Here is a 14974-nt window from a genome sequence, read left to right as displayed (position 1 = left end):
GAAGTGGTTCACCCCCCCATGGACATCAAATTCACCAACCGGCTGTCATTCAAGCAAGCCCGGCTTACCGTGCTGGTCGGTTTCATTCTGGGCACGCTGCTCAGCCTGCTGCAAATAGGCATCGATTATGCCAGTGAAGACGCCTCCATCAATCGTGAAATCCTTTCATTACTGGAAATCAGCCACAACCCGGCCTCGCGAATCGCCTACAACATCGACGCCGAACTCGCCAAGGAACTGACCCAGGGCCTGCTGCGCTCGCCGGCGATCATCGGCGCGAAACTGACCGACAACAACGGCACCGTGCTGGCGAACTCCAAGCGACCCGAGGTGCAAAACGGCTACCGGATGTTCAGTGACTTCCTGTTCGGTGCCAGCCGACAGTTCGAAGACCGGCTTTACCTGGATAATTTACCCAACGAATCCCTGGGTACGCTGCGGCTGAAGGTCGATACCTACGCCTTCGGCAACCGGTTCCTGCGCCGGGCCGAAGTGACCCTGATCAATGGCTTCGCCCGCAGCCTGCTGCTGTCCGGCATCCTGCTGGCGCTCTTCTATGTGATGCTGACCAAACCCCTGGTACGGGTAATCCGTGAGCTCAGCGGTCGCGACCCGGGCAACACCGAACCGACGTCGCTGGAGTGTCCTGCCGGGCACGCCAACGATGAGATTGGTGTACTGGTCAAGGTTGCCAACCAGCAATTCAAAAACATCGCCACCGAAATCCGGCAGCGGCGCAACGCGGAAAACCGCCTGACCGAATACCTTGGCCAACTGGAAAACATCGTCTCGGCCCGCACCGCCGAACTCAAGGCAATCAATGCCAGGCTCAGCCAATCCAACGAGGAACTGGAAGCCGCGCGCAGTACCGCCCTCGACATGGCCGAAGCCCGCTCGGTGTTCCTGGCCAACATGAGCCATGAAATCCGCACGCCCCTCAATGGCTTGCTCGGGATGATCGCGCTGTCCCTCGACGGACCGCTCAATGCCGAACAACAGCAACAGCTGTCGATTGCCCATGACTCGGGCAAGGTACTGGTGGAACTGCTCAACGATATCCTCGATTTGTCGAAGTTCGATGCCGGTCAACTCGAACTCGAACACATCCCCTTCGACCTCGGCTCACTGATCGAGGACACCGCCAACCTGTTGTCGCAGAACGCCGCCCCCAGCGTCGAACTGACCTGCCTGATCGATCCGCATTTCCCGACTCTGGTGCTCGGCGATCCGACCCGGGTGCGGCAGATCGTCAGTAACCTGCTGTCCAACGCCCTCAAGTTCACCCGTTTCGGTCGTGTCGACGTACGCCTGTCAACGTTCGGGGACGGCGTCAGAATCGAAGTGTGCGACACCGGCATCGGCATCCCTCAGGAAGCCCAGGCCAGGATCTTCCAGCCTTTCACCCAGGCCGGAGCCGGTATTACCCGCCAATTTGGCGGCACCGGGCTGGGCCTGGCGCTGACCTACAACCTTTGCGAAGCCATGCAAGGGCGCCTGACGATCAGCTCCGAAGCGGGTTTTGGCAGTCAGTTCTGCGCGGATCTGCCATTACCCAGCCATACCCGCGCAATGCCTGCTGTTGCGCTCAATGGCAAAGTCGTCGCCATCACGGCCGCCAGCAGCGGGCTGGGCGAACTGTTGAACAGCCTGTTGCCTGGCTGGGGGCTGGACTATGAACGGCGCTCCATGGATGACTCACTGCTTGGCCTGGCAGCCGACGTGCTCATCACCGACTGCCCCGAATGCCTGTTCAATTTGCGCCCTGCCCTCAGCGCGCCGATCCTGCTGATCACCGCTTATGGCAATTTCATGCCCAGCGAAGAGGTAAACACCCTCGCCCCTTTGCAACAACAGGCACGCCCCCTGGCCCGCAATACGCTGTATCAGAGCTTGCGGCGGATCCTGCAGCCACAACCCCAGCCGATCAACGATGTCCGGCTCGAAACGCAATGCCCGCTACGCCGCGGGCGCGTGCTGCTGGTGGAAGATAATCCGGTGAACCAGCTGGTGGCCAAGGGCATGCTCGGCAAACTCGGCTGCGAGGTCACCACCGCGGCTCATGGTGCCGAGGCTCTGGATCAACTCGAACAACGGGAGTTCGACCTGGTGCTGATGGACTGCAACATGCCGGTGATGGATGGCTATGAAGCCAGCCGGCAAATCCGCCGCAGCGGACGCTGGCCCCAACTGCCCATCGTCGCCCTGACGGCCAACGCCATGTCGGAGGAGCGCGAACGCTGTCGTGCCGCGGGTATGAGCGATTACCTGGCCAAACCCTTCCGGCGCGAAGAGCTGGCCGCCCTGCTGGACTTGTGGATCCCCGCTACGACAGCGCCCTGATCTGTCCCAACAGGTGGTCGAGACCATCGCGCAAGTCGTTGAGACGATTCAGGTCGACCCCGCTGTCGCACAACAACCGCGCCTTGAGTGGCCCGACCTGATCGCGCAAGGCCGTTCCGGCTGGCGACAGGCTCAGGTGCACTTCACGCTCATCGCGCGCCGAACGCTGACGCTGCACCAGATGCATTTGTTCGAGGCGCTTGAGCAAGGGTGTCAGCGTGCCGGAATCCAGGGCCAGACGCTCCCCCAATGCCTTCACGGTCGGTTGCTCGGGGGCGGCTTCCTGCCACTCCCACAGCACCAGCATCGCCAGGTACTGAGGGTAAGTCAGGCCCAACTGATCGAGCATTGGCTTGTAGGCGCGAATGACCGCACGGGAAGCGGCGTACAGCTTGAAACACAGCTGGCTGTCGAGCTTCAGGGAATCGACGGACAAGGTGTTCATTTGAGCAGGGCTTCAATCTCGCGGGTCAGGTCCTGCGGCTTGGTCGCCGGGGCGAAGCGCTTGACCAGTTGCCCGTCCTTGCCGATCAGGAACTTGGTGAAGTTCCACTTGATGCCCTGGGAACCCAGCACACCCGGAGCGCGCTTTTTCAACTGCACGAACAAAGGGTGTGCGCCGGCGCCGTTGACTTCGATCTTTTTGAACAGCGGGAAGCTGACACCGAAGTTCAGCTCGCAGAATTCGGAGATCGCCCCTTCATTGCCCGGCTCTTGCTTGCCGAACTGGTTGCAGGGAAAACCGAGCACCACCAGGCCCTGGTCCTTGTAGGTCTGCCACAACTCTTCCAGGCCTTTGTATTGCGGAGTGAAACCGCACTTGCTGGCCGTGTTGACCACCAGCACGGCCTTGCCGGCGAAATCCGCCAGGGTCTTTTGCTCTCCCTTGATCGTTGTGCAAGGGATGCTCAGCAGGTTGTCGCTCATGATGAAAGCTCCGGATTCGGGAAGATGAGCCAAACATAGCGAGCAATTGAATTGTGTGCAATTTAAATTATCGAACGCCAATCCACTGTAGGAGCGAGCTCGCTCGCGATGGTCGTCAACGATAACGCGGGAAGCCTGGTGCTCCGAGTTGCTCTCTGGTCCATCGCGAGCAAGCTCGCTCCTACAGGGCTCGCATTACTCGCGGGGCACCAGGTCCAGGCATACCGAGTTGATGCAATAACGCAGGCCAGTCGGCGGCGGACCATCAGGGAAAACATGCCCCAGGTGCGCGTCGCATCTGGCGCAGACCACTTCGGTGCGGATCATGCCGTGGCTGACATCACGGATCTCGGTCATGGCGCTGTCGCCGATCGGCGCGTAGAAACTCGGCCAGCCGCAGCCGGAATCGAATTTGGTCCTGGAGTCGAACAGCGGTTCGCTACAGCAGATGCAGCGGTAGATACCGTCGGTTTTGGTGGCGTTGTATTTACCGGAAAACGGACGTTCGGTGCCTTTGAGGCGGCACACGTTGTACTGCTCTGGATCGAGCATCGCCTTCCATTCTTCCAGGGTTTTTTCCAACTTTTCCATCATCACACCTCAGCGGCTGAAAAAGCCCGATCTGTACCTTTTCCACGGATCGGGCGGCACGTATGATTGCGCCTCGTCAAACGCCAGTCTGGCAGCCAGACCACGCGCATTCAAACGGAAATATGGGTGCTGCATTTCAAGGCGTCAGGCCTGTGTGAATACGCAGGATTCCCAGCACGGCTGTCCAAACGCCGTCTGGATCGTTCATTTTCGGGAACACATCGCCATGCAGGTCAGCAAATCGAACAAGCTCGCCAACGTCTGCTACGACATTCGCGGCCCGGTGCTCAAGCACGCCAAGCGCCTGGAAGAGGAAGGCCATCGCATCCTCAAGCTGAACATCGGCAACCCGGCGCCTTTTGGGTTCGAAGCGCCGGATGAAATCCTCCAGGACGTGATCCGCAACCTGCCGACCGCCCAGGGCTATAGCGACTCCAAGGGCCTGTTCAGTGCGCGCAAGGCCGTGATGCAGTATTACCAGCAAAAGCAGGTAGAAGGCGTCGGCATTGAAGACATCTACCTGGGCAATGGCGTTTCCGAACTGATCGTGATGTCGATGCAGGCCCTGCTCAACAATGGCGACGAAGTGCTGGTGCCTGCGCCTGACTACCCGCTATGGACCGCCGCCGTGAGCCTGTCCGGCGGCAATCCGGTGCATTACCTGTGCGACGAGCAAGCCAACTGGTGGCCAGACCTGGCCGACATCAAGGCCAAGATCACCCCGAACACCAAGGCCCTGGTGATCATCAACCCGAACAACCCGACCGGCGCCGTGTATTCGAAGGAAGTGCTGCTGGGCATGCTGGAACTGGCCCGCCAGCACAATCTGGTGGTGTTCTCCGACGAAATCTACGACAAGATCCTCTACGACGATGCCGTGCACATCTGCACCGCCTCCCTGGCGCCGGACTTGCTCTGCCTGACCTTCAACGGTCTGTCCAAGTCCTATCGCGTGGCCGGTTTCCGTTCCGGCTGGATCGCCATTTCCGGTCCGAAACACCACGCCCAGAGCTATATCGAAGGCATCGACATGCTGGCGAACATGCGCCTGTGCGCCAACGTGCCCAGCCAGCATGCGATCCAGACTGCCCTGGGTGGCTACCAGAGCATCAATGACCTGGTGCTGCCGCAAGGTCGCCTGCTCGAACAGCGCAACCGCACCTGGGAATTGCTCAACGACATTCCGGGCGTGAGCTGCGTCAAGCCGATGGGCGCGCTGTACGCATTCCCGCGCATCGACCCGAAAGTCTGCCCGATCCACAACGACGAGAAATTCGTCCTCGACCTGCTGCTCTCCGAAAAGCTGCTGGTGGTTCAAGGCACCGCATTCAACTGGCCATGGCCAGACCACTTCCGCGTCGTGACCCTGCCACGTGTCGATGACCTGGAGATGGCCATCGGACGCATCGGCGGCTTCCTCAAGTCCTACCGCCAGTAAGTGCCCTCCACCGTGCGACACGCCTGCGCGTCGCACGGGGATTTTCATCCGGCAACATTTGTTTGCATTGCGTCACTGGCAGTCGTTTTGCCCGCTGCCGAACAACGCCGTGCCTGCTCGCGCCTAACAAAGGCGGGGCATTCGACATGAATTGACTGACAAACACTTCCTGCACTCGCGTCGGAAATGCCCTGCAAGCAGCTAAACTATTGCCGTAGGACACAGTTTGAAATAGTCACCCGGTTGAATACCCCGGTGCAGCACCTTATATACCCCGCAGTACGCTACATCTTTAGCATGAGGAGATTTCTACAACCATGATGCGCATCCTGCTGTTCTTGGCCACTAACCTGGCGGTCGTGCTGATTGCCAGCATCACCCTGAGCCTTTTCGGCTTCAACGGGTTCATGGCGGCCAATGGGGTTGACCTCAACCTCAATCAGCTGCTGATTTTCTGTGCGGTCTTTGGTTTCGCCGGTTCACTGTTTTCGCTGTTCATCTCCAAGTGGATGGCGAAGATGAGCACCAGCACCCAGATCATCACCCAGCCACGCACCCGTCACGAGCAATGGCTGCTGCAAACCGTCGAGCAACTGTCCCGAGAAGCCGGGATCAAGATGCCCGAAGTCGGTATTTTCCCCGCCTACGAGGCGAACGCCTTCGCCACCGGCTGGAACAAGAACGACGCACTGGTCGCCGTGAGCCAGGGCTTGCTCGAGCGCTTTTCGCCCGATGAAGTGAAAGCCGTCCTGGCCCACGAAATCGGCCACGTGGCCAATGGCGACATGGTTACCCTGGCGCTGATCCAGGGCGTGGTGAACACCTTCGTGATGTTCTTCGCCCGGATCATCGGCAATTTCGTCGACAAGGTGATCTTCAAGAACGAAGAAGGCCAGGGCATTGCCTACTACGTGGCGACCATCTTCGCCGAACTGGTTCTGGGCATCCTGGCCAGCGCCATCGTCATGTGGTTCTCGCGCAAGCGCGAATTCCGTGCCGACGAAGCCGGTGCAAACCTGGCCGGCACCGCCGCAATGATTGGCGCCCTGCAGCGCCTGCGGGCGGAACAAGGCCTGCCGGTGCACATGCCCGACACCCTGAACGCTTTCGGCATCAATGGTGGCATCAAGCAAGGGTTCGCTCGCATGTTCATGAGCCACCCGCCACTGGAAGAGCGTATCGACGCCCTGGCTCGTCGCCGCGGCTAAGAGGCTCCACCGCAAATGAAAAGGCCCGCAGCGATGCGGGCCTTTTTTTCTGCTCGAAAGCTTCAGTGTTTTTCAGGGCCTCTTCGCGGGCAAGCCCGCTCCCACAGTTGACCAGGTTAAACCAAAACCTTATGACTGGCCCAATCCCATGTGGGAGCGGGCTTGCTCCGGGCGGCGTTCCGACGAAGAGGCCGGTGCTAACATCTGGATATTATCGACTGGAAACCCTATACACCCGCTCCTCAAGTCGCGTCACACCCGCCTCCAGGAACTTCCCGCTCTCACTCAATACGTCCTGATCCTCCAGAACCTTCAGCGACCATGACCCGCCCAACAATCGCTGCACCTCATCATCGAGCACGGCAAACGGCGGTCCGTCCATCTGTACCTGGTCATAGTCCAGCGTGATCAATAATCCGCGACACTCTTTCGGCAGAATCCGATTCAGGTGCGCTGCATATTGCTCACGCATCTTCGCCGGCAACGCAATCAACGCGGCGCGATCATAGAGCGCGGAGCAATCAGCCGTGTCACCGGCCGTCAGCTCAAAGAAATTGCCGCACCAAAGCTCGATGGAACCTGCCCGATAGACCTTGAACGGCCCCTGCTCACTGACGGCCGGATCAAAGCCATGCTCGCTGAAAAACTCCTCGATGGCTTTTTCCGACAGTTCGACTCCCAGGACCTCATGGCCTTGATGGGCGAGCCAAAGCAAATCCAGGCTTTTTCCACATAACGGCACCAACACGCGTGCCCCCTCTTCAAGGCTTAACGCTGGCCAGAACCGTTTCAGATAAGGGTTCACCTGCGGCAGGTGAAAGCCGATCTGATTCGCCGCCCATTTCTTGTGCCAAAACTCCGGCTGCATAAATAACCCCGAAAATTCGATCAAAACACCCTAAAACTTATATTAGATTTAGATTAATGATCTGACTGAAGATGTTGCATCTTAACTCTCAGGAGCTCATTCATGTTCCCCAGTCTGTACATATCCCACGGCTCCCCCATGCTCGCCCTGGAACCCGGTGCCAGCGGGCCGGCACTGGCTCGCCTGGCCGCCGAGATACCCAGGCCCAAAGCCATCGTGATTGTGTCTGCGCACTGGGAAAGCAATGAGCTGCTGGTCAGCGGCAATCCGCAGCCTGAAACCTGGCATGACTTCGGTGGATTCCCCAAAGCCCTGTTCGAGGTCCAGTACCCGGCACCCGGCGACCCGCGACTCGCCGCAGAGGTTACCGAGCTACTGAAAACCGCTGGCTTTCCTGCGCGCATCGACAACAATCGGCCTTTCGACCATGGCGTCTGGGTGCCTTTATCGCTGATGTACCCGCAAGCAGACATCCCGATTGTCCAGGTTTCGCTGCCCACCCGGGCCGGCCCCGCTCTACAGACCCGCGTTGGCCATGCGCTGGCCAGCCTGCGCGAGCACGGCGTCCTGCTGATCGGCTCCGGCAGCATCACTCACAACCTGCGGGAGCTGGACTGGCACGCCGGCCCCGAGAGCGTTGAGCCCTGGGCGCTGGCGTTTCGCGACTGGATGATCGAGAAACTCGCAGCGAACGACGAAGCCGCACTGCATGACTATCGCGCGCAGGCACCGCATGCCGTGCGCAACCACCCCAGCGACGAACACCTGTTGCCGCTGTACTTCGCCCGCGCCGCCGGTGGGCCGTTCAGCATTGCCCACCAGGGGTTCACCATGGGCGCACTGGGCATGGACATCTATCGTTTCGGCTAGCCAAATAGGCTGCGATCTTTTTTACAGACAAAAAAATCCCCGAACCAGTCGGGGATTTTTCATGTTCGATCAATCAGCCCGAGAGCGGATCAATCTTCGCGGTAGCGACGCAGCTTCAACTGCTTGCCGGCAACGCGAGTGTCCTTCAGCTTGGTCAGCAACTTCTCCAGACCATCTTCCGGCAGTTCGACGAGGCTGAAGCTGTCACGCACCTGGATGCGACCGATCGCTTCACGCGCCAGACCACCTTCGTTGAGGATGGCGCCCAGCAGGTTCTTGGCAGCGATACCATCACGCGCGCCCAGCGCGGTACGGCAACGTGCACGGCCTTCGCCCAGCGGCATCGGAGCACGACGCTCGCGGTCGCCACGCTCAGGACGATCACCGGAACGCTCTGGACGATCGCCACGCGGTGCATTGTTCGGCACCAGTGGACGCTCTTTCTCGATAGCGGCCAGGTTCAACGCTTGACCGTTGGTTGCCTTGCGCAACAGGGCTGCGGCCAGGGCACGCGGGCTGCAACCGATGTCGGCGGTCAGGCGATCGAGCAGATCACCGTGAGTCGATTCGGCCTCGGCCACCAGCGGCGACAGGCTGTTGGTCAGTTTCTTGATGCGCGCATCCAGAACGGCTTGAGCGTCCGGCAGGCGAACTTCAGCAACCTTCTGACCGGTTACACGCTCGATCACTTGCAGCATGCGGCGCTCACGCGGAGTCACCAGCAGCAGTGCACGACCTTCGCGACCGGCACGGCCGGTACGGCCGATACGGTGAACGTAGGACTCCGGATCGTACGGCATGTCAACGTTGAACACGTGAGTAATGCGCGGAACGTCCAGGCCACGAGCGGCAACGTCGGTGGCCACAACGATGTCCAGACGGCCATCCTTGAGGGAGTCGATCACGCGCTCACGCTGGTTCTGGGCGATGTCACCGTTCAGCGCAGCGGCTTTGTAGCCTTTGGCTTCCAGGGCACTGGCCAGGTCCAGGGTCGCTTGCTTGGTGCGCACGAACATGATCAGGGCGTCGAAATCTTCCACTTCCAGCAAGCTGAGAACGGCCGAAGTCTTCTGGTCAGCGTGAACCAGCAGGTGAGCCTGCTCGATCGCGGTAACGGTCTGGGTCTTGCTCTGAATCTTGACGTGCTTCGGATCGCGCAGGTGGCGTTCGGCGATTGCACGGATCGACTGAGGCAGGGTTGCCGAGAACAGTACGGTCTGACGGGTTTCCGGCATGGCCTTGAAGATGACTTCCAGGTCGTCCATGAAGCCCAGCTTGAGCATTTCGTCGGCTTCGTCGAGAACCAGGTGGTTCACGGTCGCCAGTACTTTTTCGTCGCGACGCAGGTGGTCGCACAGACGGCCCGGAGTGGCGACAACGATTTGTGCGCCATTACGGATTGCTTTCAGTTGTGGGCCCATCGGCGCGCCGCCGTAGACAGCCACAACAGTCACGCCCGGCATTTGCTTGGCGTAGGTTTCGAAAGCGGTTGCAACTTGTAGCGCCAACTCACGAGTTGGGGCCAGGATCAGAGCTTGCGGCTCGCGCTTGGACGGATCAATGCGGTGCAGAATTGGCAGGGCAAAGGCAGCGGTTTTACCGGTACCGGTTTGCGCCTGACCAATCATATCGTGACCGGCGAGAATGATCGGGATCGACTGCTGCTGAATGGCCGAAGGCTCTTCATAGCCGGTAGCGACTACTGCAGCGACAATATTTGGATGAAGTTCAAGAGCGGCGAAGCCGCCGATTTCCTGGGTCATGGGTCTGCCTCTAAGTGCATCCGCAAAGACCCATGCTCCAAAGCTGCACATGCCGTGTTGAGACTCAAGAGTCGCCCTGGCAGCTTTGTCGGCGGGGATTTGCGAAAACGAATGAATGAAAAGAATCGTAAAGGAAGAGTCCGCTGGGCGGACGTGCAGCCGAAGCTGGCTTCGGGGAATTGCGCTACCTAAACGCGGCCCGGTTAAAGGCCGGCGCGCACTATACCGGAATTCGTCAAAAAAGGGAGCTTTTTTTATCGGAAATCCAACGGATACACCGTTGTGTCACAGGCTTTGCGAATAATCGGTCAGCCGTCTATTTTTCAAAGGCCCGGCCTTGCGGGTGATGGCGCTAAAACGGTTCACCCTTTACCGTGCAGACCGCAGGTCCCCGCACGCCTTTCCCACCCCCGAGGACCGCTCCATGAATCAGTCCAGCTCCAGTCGAGTCAGCCGTGAACGGCGCGGCCATGTGTTCCTGATCGGCCTGGATCGGGTGGCCAAGCGCAACGCCTTCGATCTCGACCTGCTCAACGCGCTAAGCCTGGCCTATGGCGAATTCGAGGCCGACAGCGAAGCTCGCGTGGCGGTGGTGTTCGCTCATGGCGAGCACTTTACCGCCGGGCTCGACCTGGTCAATGCCAGCGTCGCACTGGCAGATGGCTGGCAGGTTCCACCCGGCGGCTGTGATCCCTGGGCGGTATTCGCCGGCCCCAGGGTCAGCAAACCGGTCATTATCGCCGCCCAGGGTTATTGCCTGACCATCGGCATCGAGCTGATGCTGGCCGCCGACATCAACCTGTGCGCCAGCAACACCCGGTTCGCGCAGATGGAAGTGCAACGCGGGATCTTCCCGTTCGGCGGTGCCACCCTGCGTCTGCATCAAGTGGCCGGCTGGGGCAATGCCATGCGCTGGCTGTTGACCGGGGATGAATTCGACGCCCGTGACGCCTTGCACCTGGGTCTGGTGCAAGAGGTCATGGCCAGCGAGGACTTGCTGCCCCGGGCGATTGAACTGGCCGAGCGGATCGCCCGTCAGGCGCCGCTCGGCGTTCAAGCGACACTGATGTCTGCGCGACAGTCCCGCTATGAAGGGGAAACTGCAGCGGCACAGGCGTTGCCGCTGCTGGTGAAGAAGTTGATGGCTAGCGAGGACGTCAAGGAAGGTGTGCGGTCGATGGTGGAGCGGCGGCCTGGGGTCTTCAAAGGGCTTTGATTTTTACATTGGCTTTGATGGCCCTTTCGCGGGCAAGCCCGCTCCCACAGAGTCCGGCGAGCTCCAAAGATCCACTGTGGGAGCGGGCTTGCCCGCGAAGGGGCCCGTCCAGACAATCAATTAATCAGGTTGCCGGGCGAATCGCCTTGATCAACGACTGCAACGAATACCCCAGCCGCGGCGCCAGCGTTTCGGCGCGGGCGATCAGGCCGTCCATGTCCAGCTCCTGATCCAGCTCCGAAGGCACGATCAGGATCACGTTGCCCTCCTTCACCGGCAGCTCCCAATAGTGCCGGTGATACAAACCGCGCAACAAGGCGGCGCCCAGGGGTTTGCCATCGTCGGTCGCCCACTGATTGATCACCAGCCAGCCACCCGGATTCAATCGTTTCTGGCAGTTTTCCAGGAAACTCCAGGCCAGATGCCCGACACCCGGGCCGACATCGGTATAAAGGTCGACGAAAATCAGGTCCGCCGATTCTGCGCTATCCAGCAACTCCAGCGCATCGCCAACGCGGATGTACAGGCGTGGATCGTCATCCAGCCCCAGATATTCAATGGCCAGGCGCGGCACGTCCGGGCGCAGCTCGATGGCTTCGACATCTTCCAGCGGCAGGAACTTGAGGCAGGCCTGGGTCAGCGTACCGGCGCCAAGACCGAGAAACAGTGCGCTTTCGGGCAGTTCATGGCACAACGCGCCGATCAGCATCGCCCGGGTATAGTCGTACTCGAGCCAGCTCGGATCGGCGGTGAACACGCAGCTTTGCTCGATGGCATCACCGAACTCGAGAAAACGGTAATCGGCCACTTCCAGCACACGAATCACACCGAACTCGTCCTGTACCTCGGCGAGCAGATGCTCGACGCGTTCCTCAGTCATTTCATCTCCTGACCGTCACCGGGGCCGGCAACGCAATAACACCGCGTGTAGAGAGCGGCAAAGGCGAGATTGTCAGCGATGCGAAGGGAACAGGTCACGCACTAATTTGCTGATAACATGGACGTCCGAGCGAAAACACCAGAGACCGTGATGAGCCAACCCTGGAGTCCTGACAGCTGGCGCGCCCTGCCGATCCAGCAACAACCCCGATACCCCGACGCCGCGCATTTGCAGCAGGTCGAGCAGACCCTGGCCAGCTATCCGCCGCTGGTGTTTGCCGGTGAAGCCCGTGAGTTGCGCCGTCAGTTTGCCGAGGTGACCCAGGGCCGCGCGTTTCTGTTGCAGGGTGGCGACTGCGCCGAAAGCTTCGCCGAATTCTCCGCGGCGAAAATCCGTGACACCTTCAAGGTGTTGCTGCAGATGGCCATCGTGATGACTTTTGCCGCCGGCTGTCCGGTGGTCAAGGTCGGGCGCATGGCCGGGCAGTTCGCCAAGCCGCGTTCGGCCAACGACGAAACCATTGATGGCGTGACCCTGCCCGCCTACCGTGGCGACATCGTCAATGGCATCGGTTTCGACGAAAAAAGCCGCGTGCCGGACCCCGAACGCCTGTTGCAGTCCTATCACCAGTCCACCGCCACGTTGAACCTGCTGCGCGCGTTCGCCCAGGGCGGGTTTGCCGATCTGCATCAGGTGCACAAGTGGAACCTGGACTTCATCGCCAACTCGGCGCTGGCGGAAAAATACAGCCACCTGGCCGATCGCATCGATGAAACCCTGGCGTTCATGCGCGCCTGCGGCATGGACAGTTCGCCGCAGCTGCGCGAGACCAGTTTCTTCACCGCCCACGAAGCGCTGCTGCTGAACTACGAAGAAGCTTTCGTGCGGCGCGACAGCCTGACCAACGATTACTACGATTGCTCGGCGCACATGCTGTGGATCGGCGACCGCACCCGCCAGCTCGACGGCGCCCACGTCGAATTCCTGCGCGGGGTGAACAACCCGATCGGGGTCAAGGTCGGCCCGAGCATGAACCCCGACGACCTGATTCGCCTGATCGACGTGCTCAACCCGGACAACGATCCCGGCCGCTTGAACCTGATCGCACGGATGGGCGCGAACAAGGTCGGCGATCACTTGCCGCAACTGATCCGTGCCGTCCAGTGTGAAGGCAAGCAGGTGCTGTGGAGTTCCGACCCGATGCACGGCAACACCATCAAGGCCAGCAGCGGCTACAAGACCCGCGACTTCGCGCAGATCCTTGGCGAGGTGAAGCAGTTCTTCCAGGTGCACGAAGCCGAAGGCAGTTATGCCGGGGGTATCCATATCGAAATGACCGGGCAGAACGTTACCGAGTGCATCGGTGGTGCGCGGCCCATTACCGAGGACGGTTTGTCGGATCGCTACCACACCCATTGCGACCCGCGGATGAATGCCGATCAGTCGCTGGAACTGGCGTTTTTGATTGCTGAAACCCTGAAGCAGGTTCGGCGCTAGTTATTGGCTGCCTGACAAGGCGCCTTCGCGAGCAAGCCCGCTCCCACACTTGATTTGTGAACGACACAGAACCAAATGTGGGAGCGGGCTTGCTCGCGAAGGGGCCAGTTCAGTCACCATCAATCTGTGCCAATGCCACCCGCAACCTTGCCGCGCTCGCCCGCGGGCAGTTCAACTGAACCTGCGCCAGCCCCAGCCAATCCGCCATCTGCCGCAGATTGACCGCCAACGCCAACATCCCCTCGTCATCCAGCCCCGTTTCTTCTTCATGCACCGCATGCACAGCCAAACGACCCGCCGCCCGCTCGGCACGCAGATCGACCCGTGCGGCAATCCGTTCGTTGTGCAGAAACGGCAGCACGTAATAGCCGTAAACGCGCTTGTCCTGCGGTGTGTAGATTTCCAGCCGATAACGGAAATCAAACAGCCGCTCCGTGCGGCTGCGCTCCCAGATCAGCGAATCGAACGGCGAGAGCAAGGCACTGGCCGCGACTTTGCGCGGCACCCTCGGCTCGGGCAGACAATAGGCTGGTTGTCGCCAGCCCTGGACTTCGCAGGTCAGCAATTCACCGGCCTCGACCAACTCGGTCAAACGTGGACGACTGTCCGCAGGGTTCAGGCGGAAATAGTCACGCAAGTCCTTCTCCGTACCGACACCCAAGGCCTTTGCCGCATGCCGTAACAGGCCGCGCTGGGCGTCAGCTTCATCGAGGACGGGCTGCGCAAGAACCGCCGAGGGAATCACCCGCTCCGGCAAATCGTAGAGCCTTTCGAACCCGCGCCGTCCGGCAACGGTCACTTCACCGGCAGCGAACAACCATTCCAGCGCATGCTTTTCCGCACTCCAGTCCCACCAGGGCCCGGCACGCTCCTGACGGGTCGACAGGCTTGCGGCACCCAGCGCGCCCTGCTGCTCGACCGACGCCAGCACGCGACGAATCGTGTCTTGCTGCTCACGCCCAAAACGCGCCAATTGCTGATAGATGTCTTCGCCACGGCTCGCTCGCTGCATGCGCCAACGCATCAGCGGGTATAGGGAAAGCGGTAACAACGAGGCTTCATGGCCCCAATACTCAAAGAGTGTTCGACGCCGGCCCTGGCTCCAGGCTGCCTGGTCGAGCAAGTCCGGGGAATAATGGCCGAGGCGGGAAAACAGCGGAAGGTAGTGCGAACGCACCACTGCATTGACCGAATCGATCTGCAAAATGCCCAGCCGTTCGATCAGGCGGTTGAGCGCAACAGCCTTGATCGCCGCTGGCGACTGCCGCCCGTTGAACCCTTGGGCGGCCAGCGCCAGACGCCGAGCCTGTTTGAGGGTAAAGGACAATGTTGCGGGCATGGGCATCTCCTTGTCTGCTCGCAACCTACCTCACCGG

At 60.4% G+C, this 14974-nt stretch carries 13 protein-coding genes; 6 read left to right on the top strand and 7 right to left on the bottom strand.

What is annotated here, in order from left to right; translation table 11 throughout:
• Window positions 1–18 precede the first annotated feature (18 nt).
• Window positions 19–2340 carry a response regulator gene (locus tag PPUTUW4_RS07385; protein ID WP_041474800.1) on the top strand — a complete coding sequence of 774 codons (2322 nt, stop codon included), beginning with the start codon at window positions 19–21 and terminating at the stop codon, window positions 2338–2340.
• Here PPUTUW4_RS07385 and PPUTUW4_RS07380 read toward each other — a convergent pair.
• From PPUTUW4_RS07380 to msrB, 3 genes are all read right to left on the bottom strand, one after another.
• Window positions 2324–2785, bottom strand: a complete 462-nt coding sequence (locus PPUTUW4_RS07380) for a MarR family transcriptional regulator (RefSeq protein ID WP_015094046.1) — start codon at window positions 2783–2785, stop codon at window positions 2324–2326. The genes PPUTUW4_RS07385 and PPUTUW4_RS07380 overlap by 17 nt on opposite strands.
• Window positions 2782–3267, bottom strand: a complete 486-nt coding sequence (locus PPUTUW4_RS07375) for a glutathione peroxidase (protein WP_008002671.1) — start codon at window positions 3265–3267, stop codon at window positions 2782–2784. Before PPUTUW4_RS07375 ends, PPUTUW4_RS07380 begins: the two co-directional genes overlap by 4 nt.
• A 195-nt stretch (window positions 3268–3462) precedes the next feature.
• Window positions 3463–3858 (bottom strand): peptide-methionine (R)-S-oxide reductase MsrB, encoded by a 396-nt coding sequence (msrB, locus tag PPUTUW4_RS07370; RefSeq protein WP_015094045.1) that lies wholly within the window; start codon window positions 3856–3858, stop codon window positions 3463–3465.
• A gap of 226 nt (window positions 3859–4084) precedes the next feature.
• Here msrB and PPUTUW4_RS07365 point away from each other — a divergent pair, with 226 nt between their 5' ends.
• Both PPUTUW4_RS07365 and htpX read left to right on the top strand, forming a co-directional pair.
• Window positions 4085–5296, top strand: a complete 1212-nt coding sequence (locus PPUTUW4_RS07365) for a pyridoxal phosphate-dependent aminotransferase (RefSeq protein WP_007973513.1) — start codon at window positions 4085–4087, stop codon at window positions 5294–5296.
• 317 nt (window positions 5297–5613) lie between these two features.
• A complete protein-coding gene (gene htpX, locus PPUTUW4_RS07360; RefSeq protein ID WP_007973520.1) occupies window positions 5614–6504 on the top strand; it encodes a protease HtpX in 891 nt (296 codons plus the stop codon).
• Window positions 6505–6715: 211 nt separating this feature from the next.
• Here htpX and PPUTUW4_RS07355 read toward each other — a convergent pair whose 3' ends face one another.
• Entirely contained in the window at window positions 6716–7372 is a 657-nt protein-coding gene (locus PPUTUW4_RS07355; protein WP_015094044.1) for a thiopurine S-methyltransferase, read from the bottom strand.
• 102 nt (window positions 7373–7474) lie between these two features.
• Between PPUTUW4_RS07355 and PPUTUW4_RS07350 the strand changes: the two genes are divergently transcribed.
• A complete protein-coding gene (locus PPUTUW4_RS07350) occupies window positions 7475–8242 on the top strand; it encodes a class III extradiol ring-cleavage dioxygenase (protein WP_015094043.1) in 768 nt (255 codons plus the stop codon).
• A gap of 89 nt (window positions 8243–8331) precedes the next feature.
• Here PPUTUW4_RS07350 and PPUTUW4_RS07345 read toward each other — a convergent pair whose 3' ends face one another.
• Entirely contained in the window at window positions 8332–10005 is a 1674-nt protein-coding gene (locus PPUTUW4_RS07345) for a DEAD/DEAH box helicase (protein ID WP_007973525.1), read from the bottom strand.
• Between the two features lie 424 nt (window positions 10006–10429).
• Here PPUTUW4_RS07345 and PPUTUW4_RS07340 point away from each other — a divergent pair, with 424 nt between their 5' ends.
• Window positions 10430–11221: a crotonase/enoyl-CoA hydratase family protein gene (locus PPUTUW4_RS07340; RefSeq protein WP_015094042.1), complete on the top strand. Its 792-nt coding sequence runs from the start codon at window positions 10430–10432 to the stop codon at window positions 11219–11221.
• A 124-nt stretch (window positions 11222–11345) separates the two neighbouring features.
• Here the strand turns inward: PPUTUW4_RS07340 and PPUTUW4_RS07335 are convergent, their stop codons facing one another.
• The gene (locus PPUTUW4_RS07335; RefSeq protein ID WP_015094041.1) at window positions 11346–12101 is read right to left on the bottom strand and encodes a spermidine synthase; all 756 of its coding nucleotides are present in this window, start codon (window positions 12099–12101) and stop codon (window positions 11346–11348) included.
• A 150-nt stretch (window positions 12102–12251) separates the two neighbouring features.
• Between PPUTUW4_RS07335 and PPUTUW4_RS07330 the strand changes: the two genes are divergently transcribed.
• A complete protein-coding gene (locus PPUTUW4_RS07330; RefSeq protein ID WP_015094040.1) occupies window positions 12252–13598 on the top strand; it encodes a 3-deoxy-7-phosphoheptulonate synthase class II in 1347 nt (448 codons plus the stop codon).
• Between the two features lie 109 nt (window positions 13599–13707).
• Here PPUTUW4_RS07330 and PPUTUW4_RS07325 read toward each other — a convergent pair whose 3' ends face one another.
• Entirely contained in the window at window positions 13708–14937 is a 1230-nt protein-coding gene (locus PPUTUW4_RS07325; RefSeq protein WP_015094039.1) for a winged helix-turn-helix domain-containing protein, read from the bottom strand.
• Window positions 14938–14974: the final 37 nt, after the last annotated feature.

It is taken from the genome of Pseudomonas sp. UW4, assembly GCF_000316175.1.
GTDB classification, from domain to species: Bacteria; Pseudomonadota; Gammaproteobacteria; order Pseudomonadales; family Pseudomonadaceae; genus Aquipseudomonas; species Aquipseudomonas laurylsulfatiphila.
The sequence above is the reverse complement of the archived record's forward strand: the minus strand, read 5'-3'. Positions and strand labels throughout refer to the sequence as shown.

Bases quoted from the DNA above. Each gene is read 5' to 3' on its own strand.
- PPUTUW4_RS07365 (WP_007973513.1), top strand. From the start codon at position 4,085: ATGCAGGTCAGCAAATCGAACAAGCTCGCCAACGTCTGCTACGACATT.
- PPUTUW4_RS07330 (WP_015094040.1), top strand. From the start codon at position 12,252: ATGAGCCAACCCTGGAGTCCTGACAGCTGGCGCGCCCTGCCGATCCAG.
- PPUTUW4_RS07325 (WP_015094039.1), bottom strand. From the start codon at position 14,937: ATGCCCGCAACATTGTCCTTTACCCTCAAACAGGCTCGGCGTCTGGCG.
- msrB (WP_015094045.1), bottom strand. From the start codon at position 3,858: ATGGAAAAGTTGGAAAAAACCCTGGAAGAATGGAAGGCGATGCTCGAT.
- PPUTUW4_RS07350 (WP_015094043.1), top strand. From the start codon at position 7,475: ATGTTCCCCAGTCTGTACATATCCCACGGCTCCCCCATGCTCGCCCTG.
- PPUTUW4_RS07380 (WP_015094046.1), bottom strand. From the start codon at position 2,785: ATGAACACCTTGTCCGTCGATTCCCTGAAGCTCGACAGCCAGCTGTGT.
- PPUTUW4_RS07340 (WP_015094042.1), top strand. From the start codon at position 10,430: ATGAATCAGTCCAGCTCCAGTCGAGTCAGCCGTGAACGGCGCGGCCAT.
- htpX (WP_007973520.1), top strand. From the start codon at position 5,614: ATGATGCGCATCCTGCTGTTCTTGGCCACTAACCTGGCGGTCGTGCTG.
- PPUTUW4_RS07375 (WP_008002671.1), bottom strand. From the start codon at position 3,267: ATGAGCGACAACCTGCTGAGCATCCCTTGCACAACGATCAAGGGAGAG.
- PPUTUW4_RS07385 (WP_041474800.1), top strand. From the start codon at position 19: ATGGACATCAAATTCACCAACCGGCTGTCATTCAAGCAAGCCCGGCTT.
- PPUTUW4_RS07335 (WP_015094041.1), bottom strand. From the start codon at position 12,101: ATGACTGAGGAACGCGTCGAGCATCTGCTCGCCGAGGTACAGGACGAG.
- PPUTUW4_RS07345 (WP_007973525.1), bottom strand. From the start codon at position 10,005: ATGACCCAGGAAATCGGCGGCTTCGCCGCTCTTGAACTTCATCCAAAT.
- PPUTUW4_RS07355 (WP_015094044.1), bottom strand. From the start codon at position 7,372: ATGCAGCCGGAGTTTTGGCACAAGAAATGGGCGGCGAATCAGATCGGC.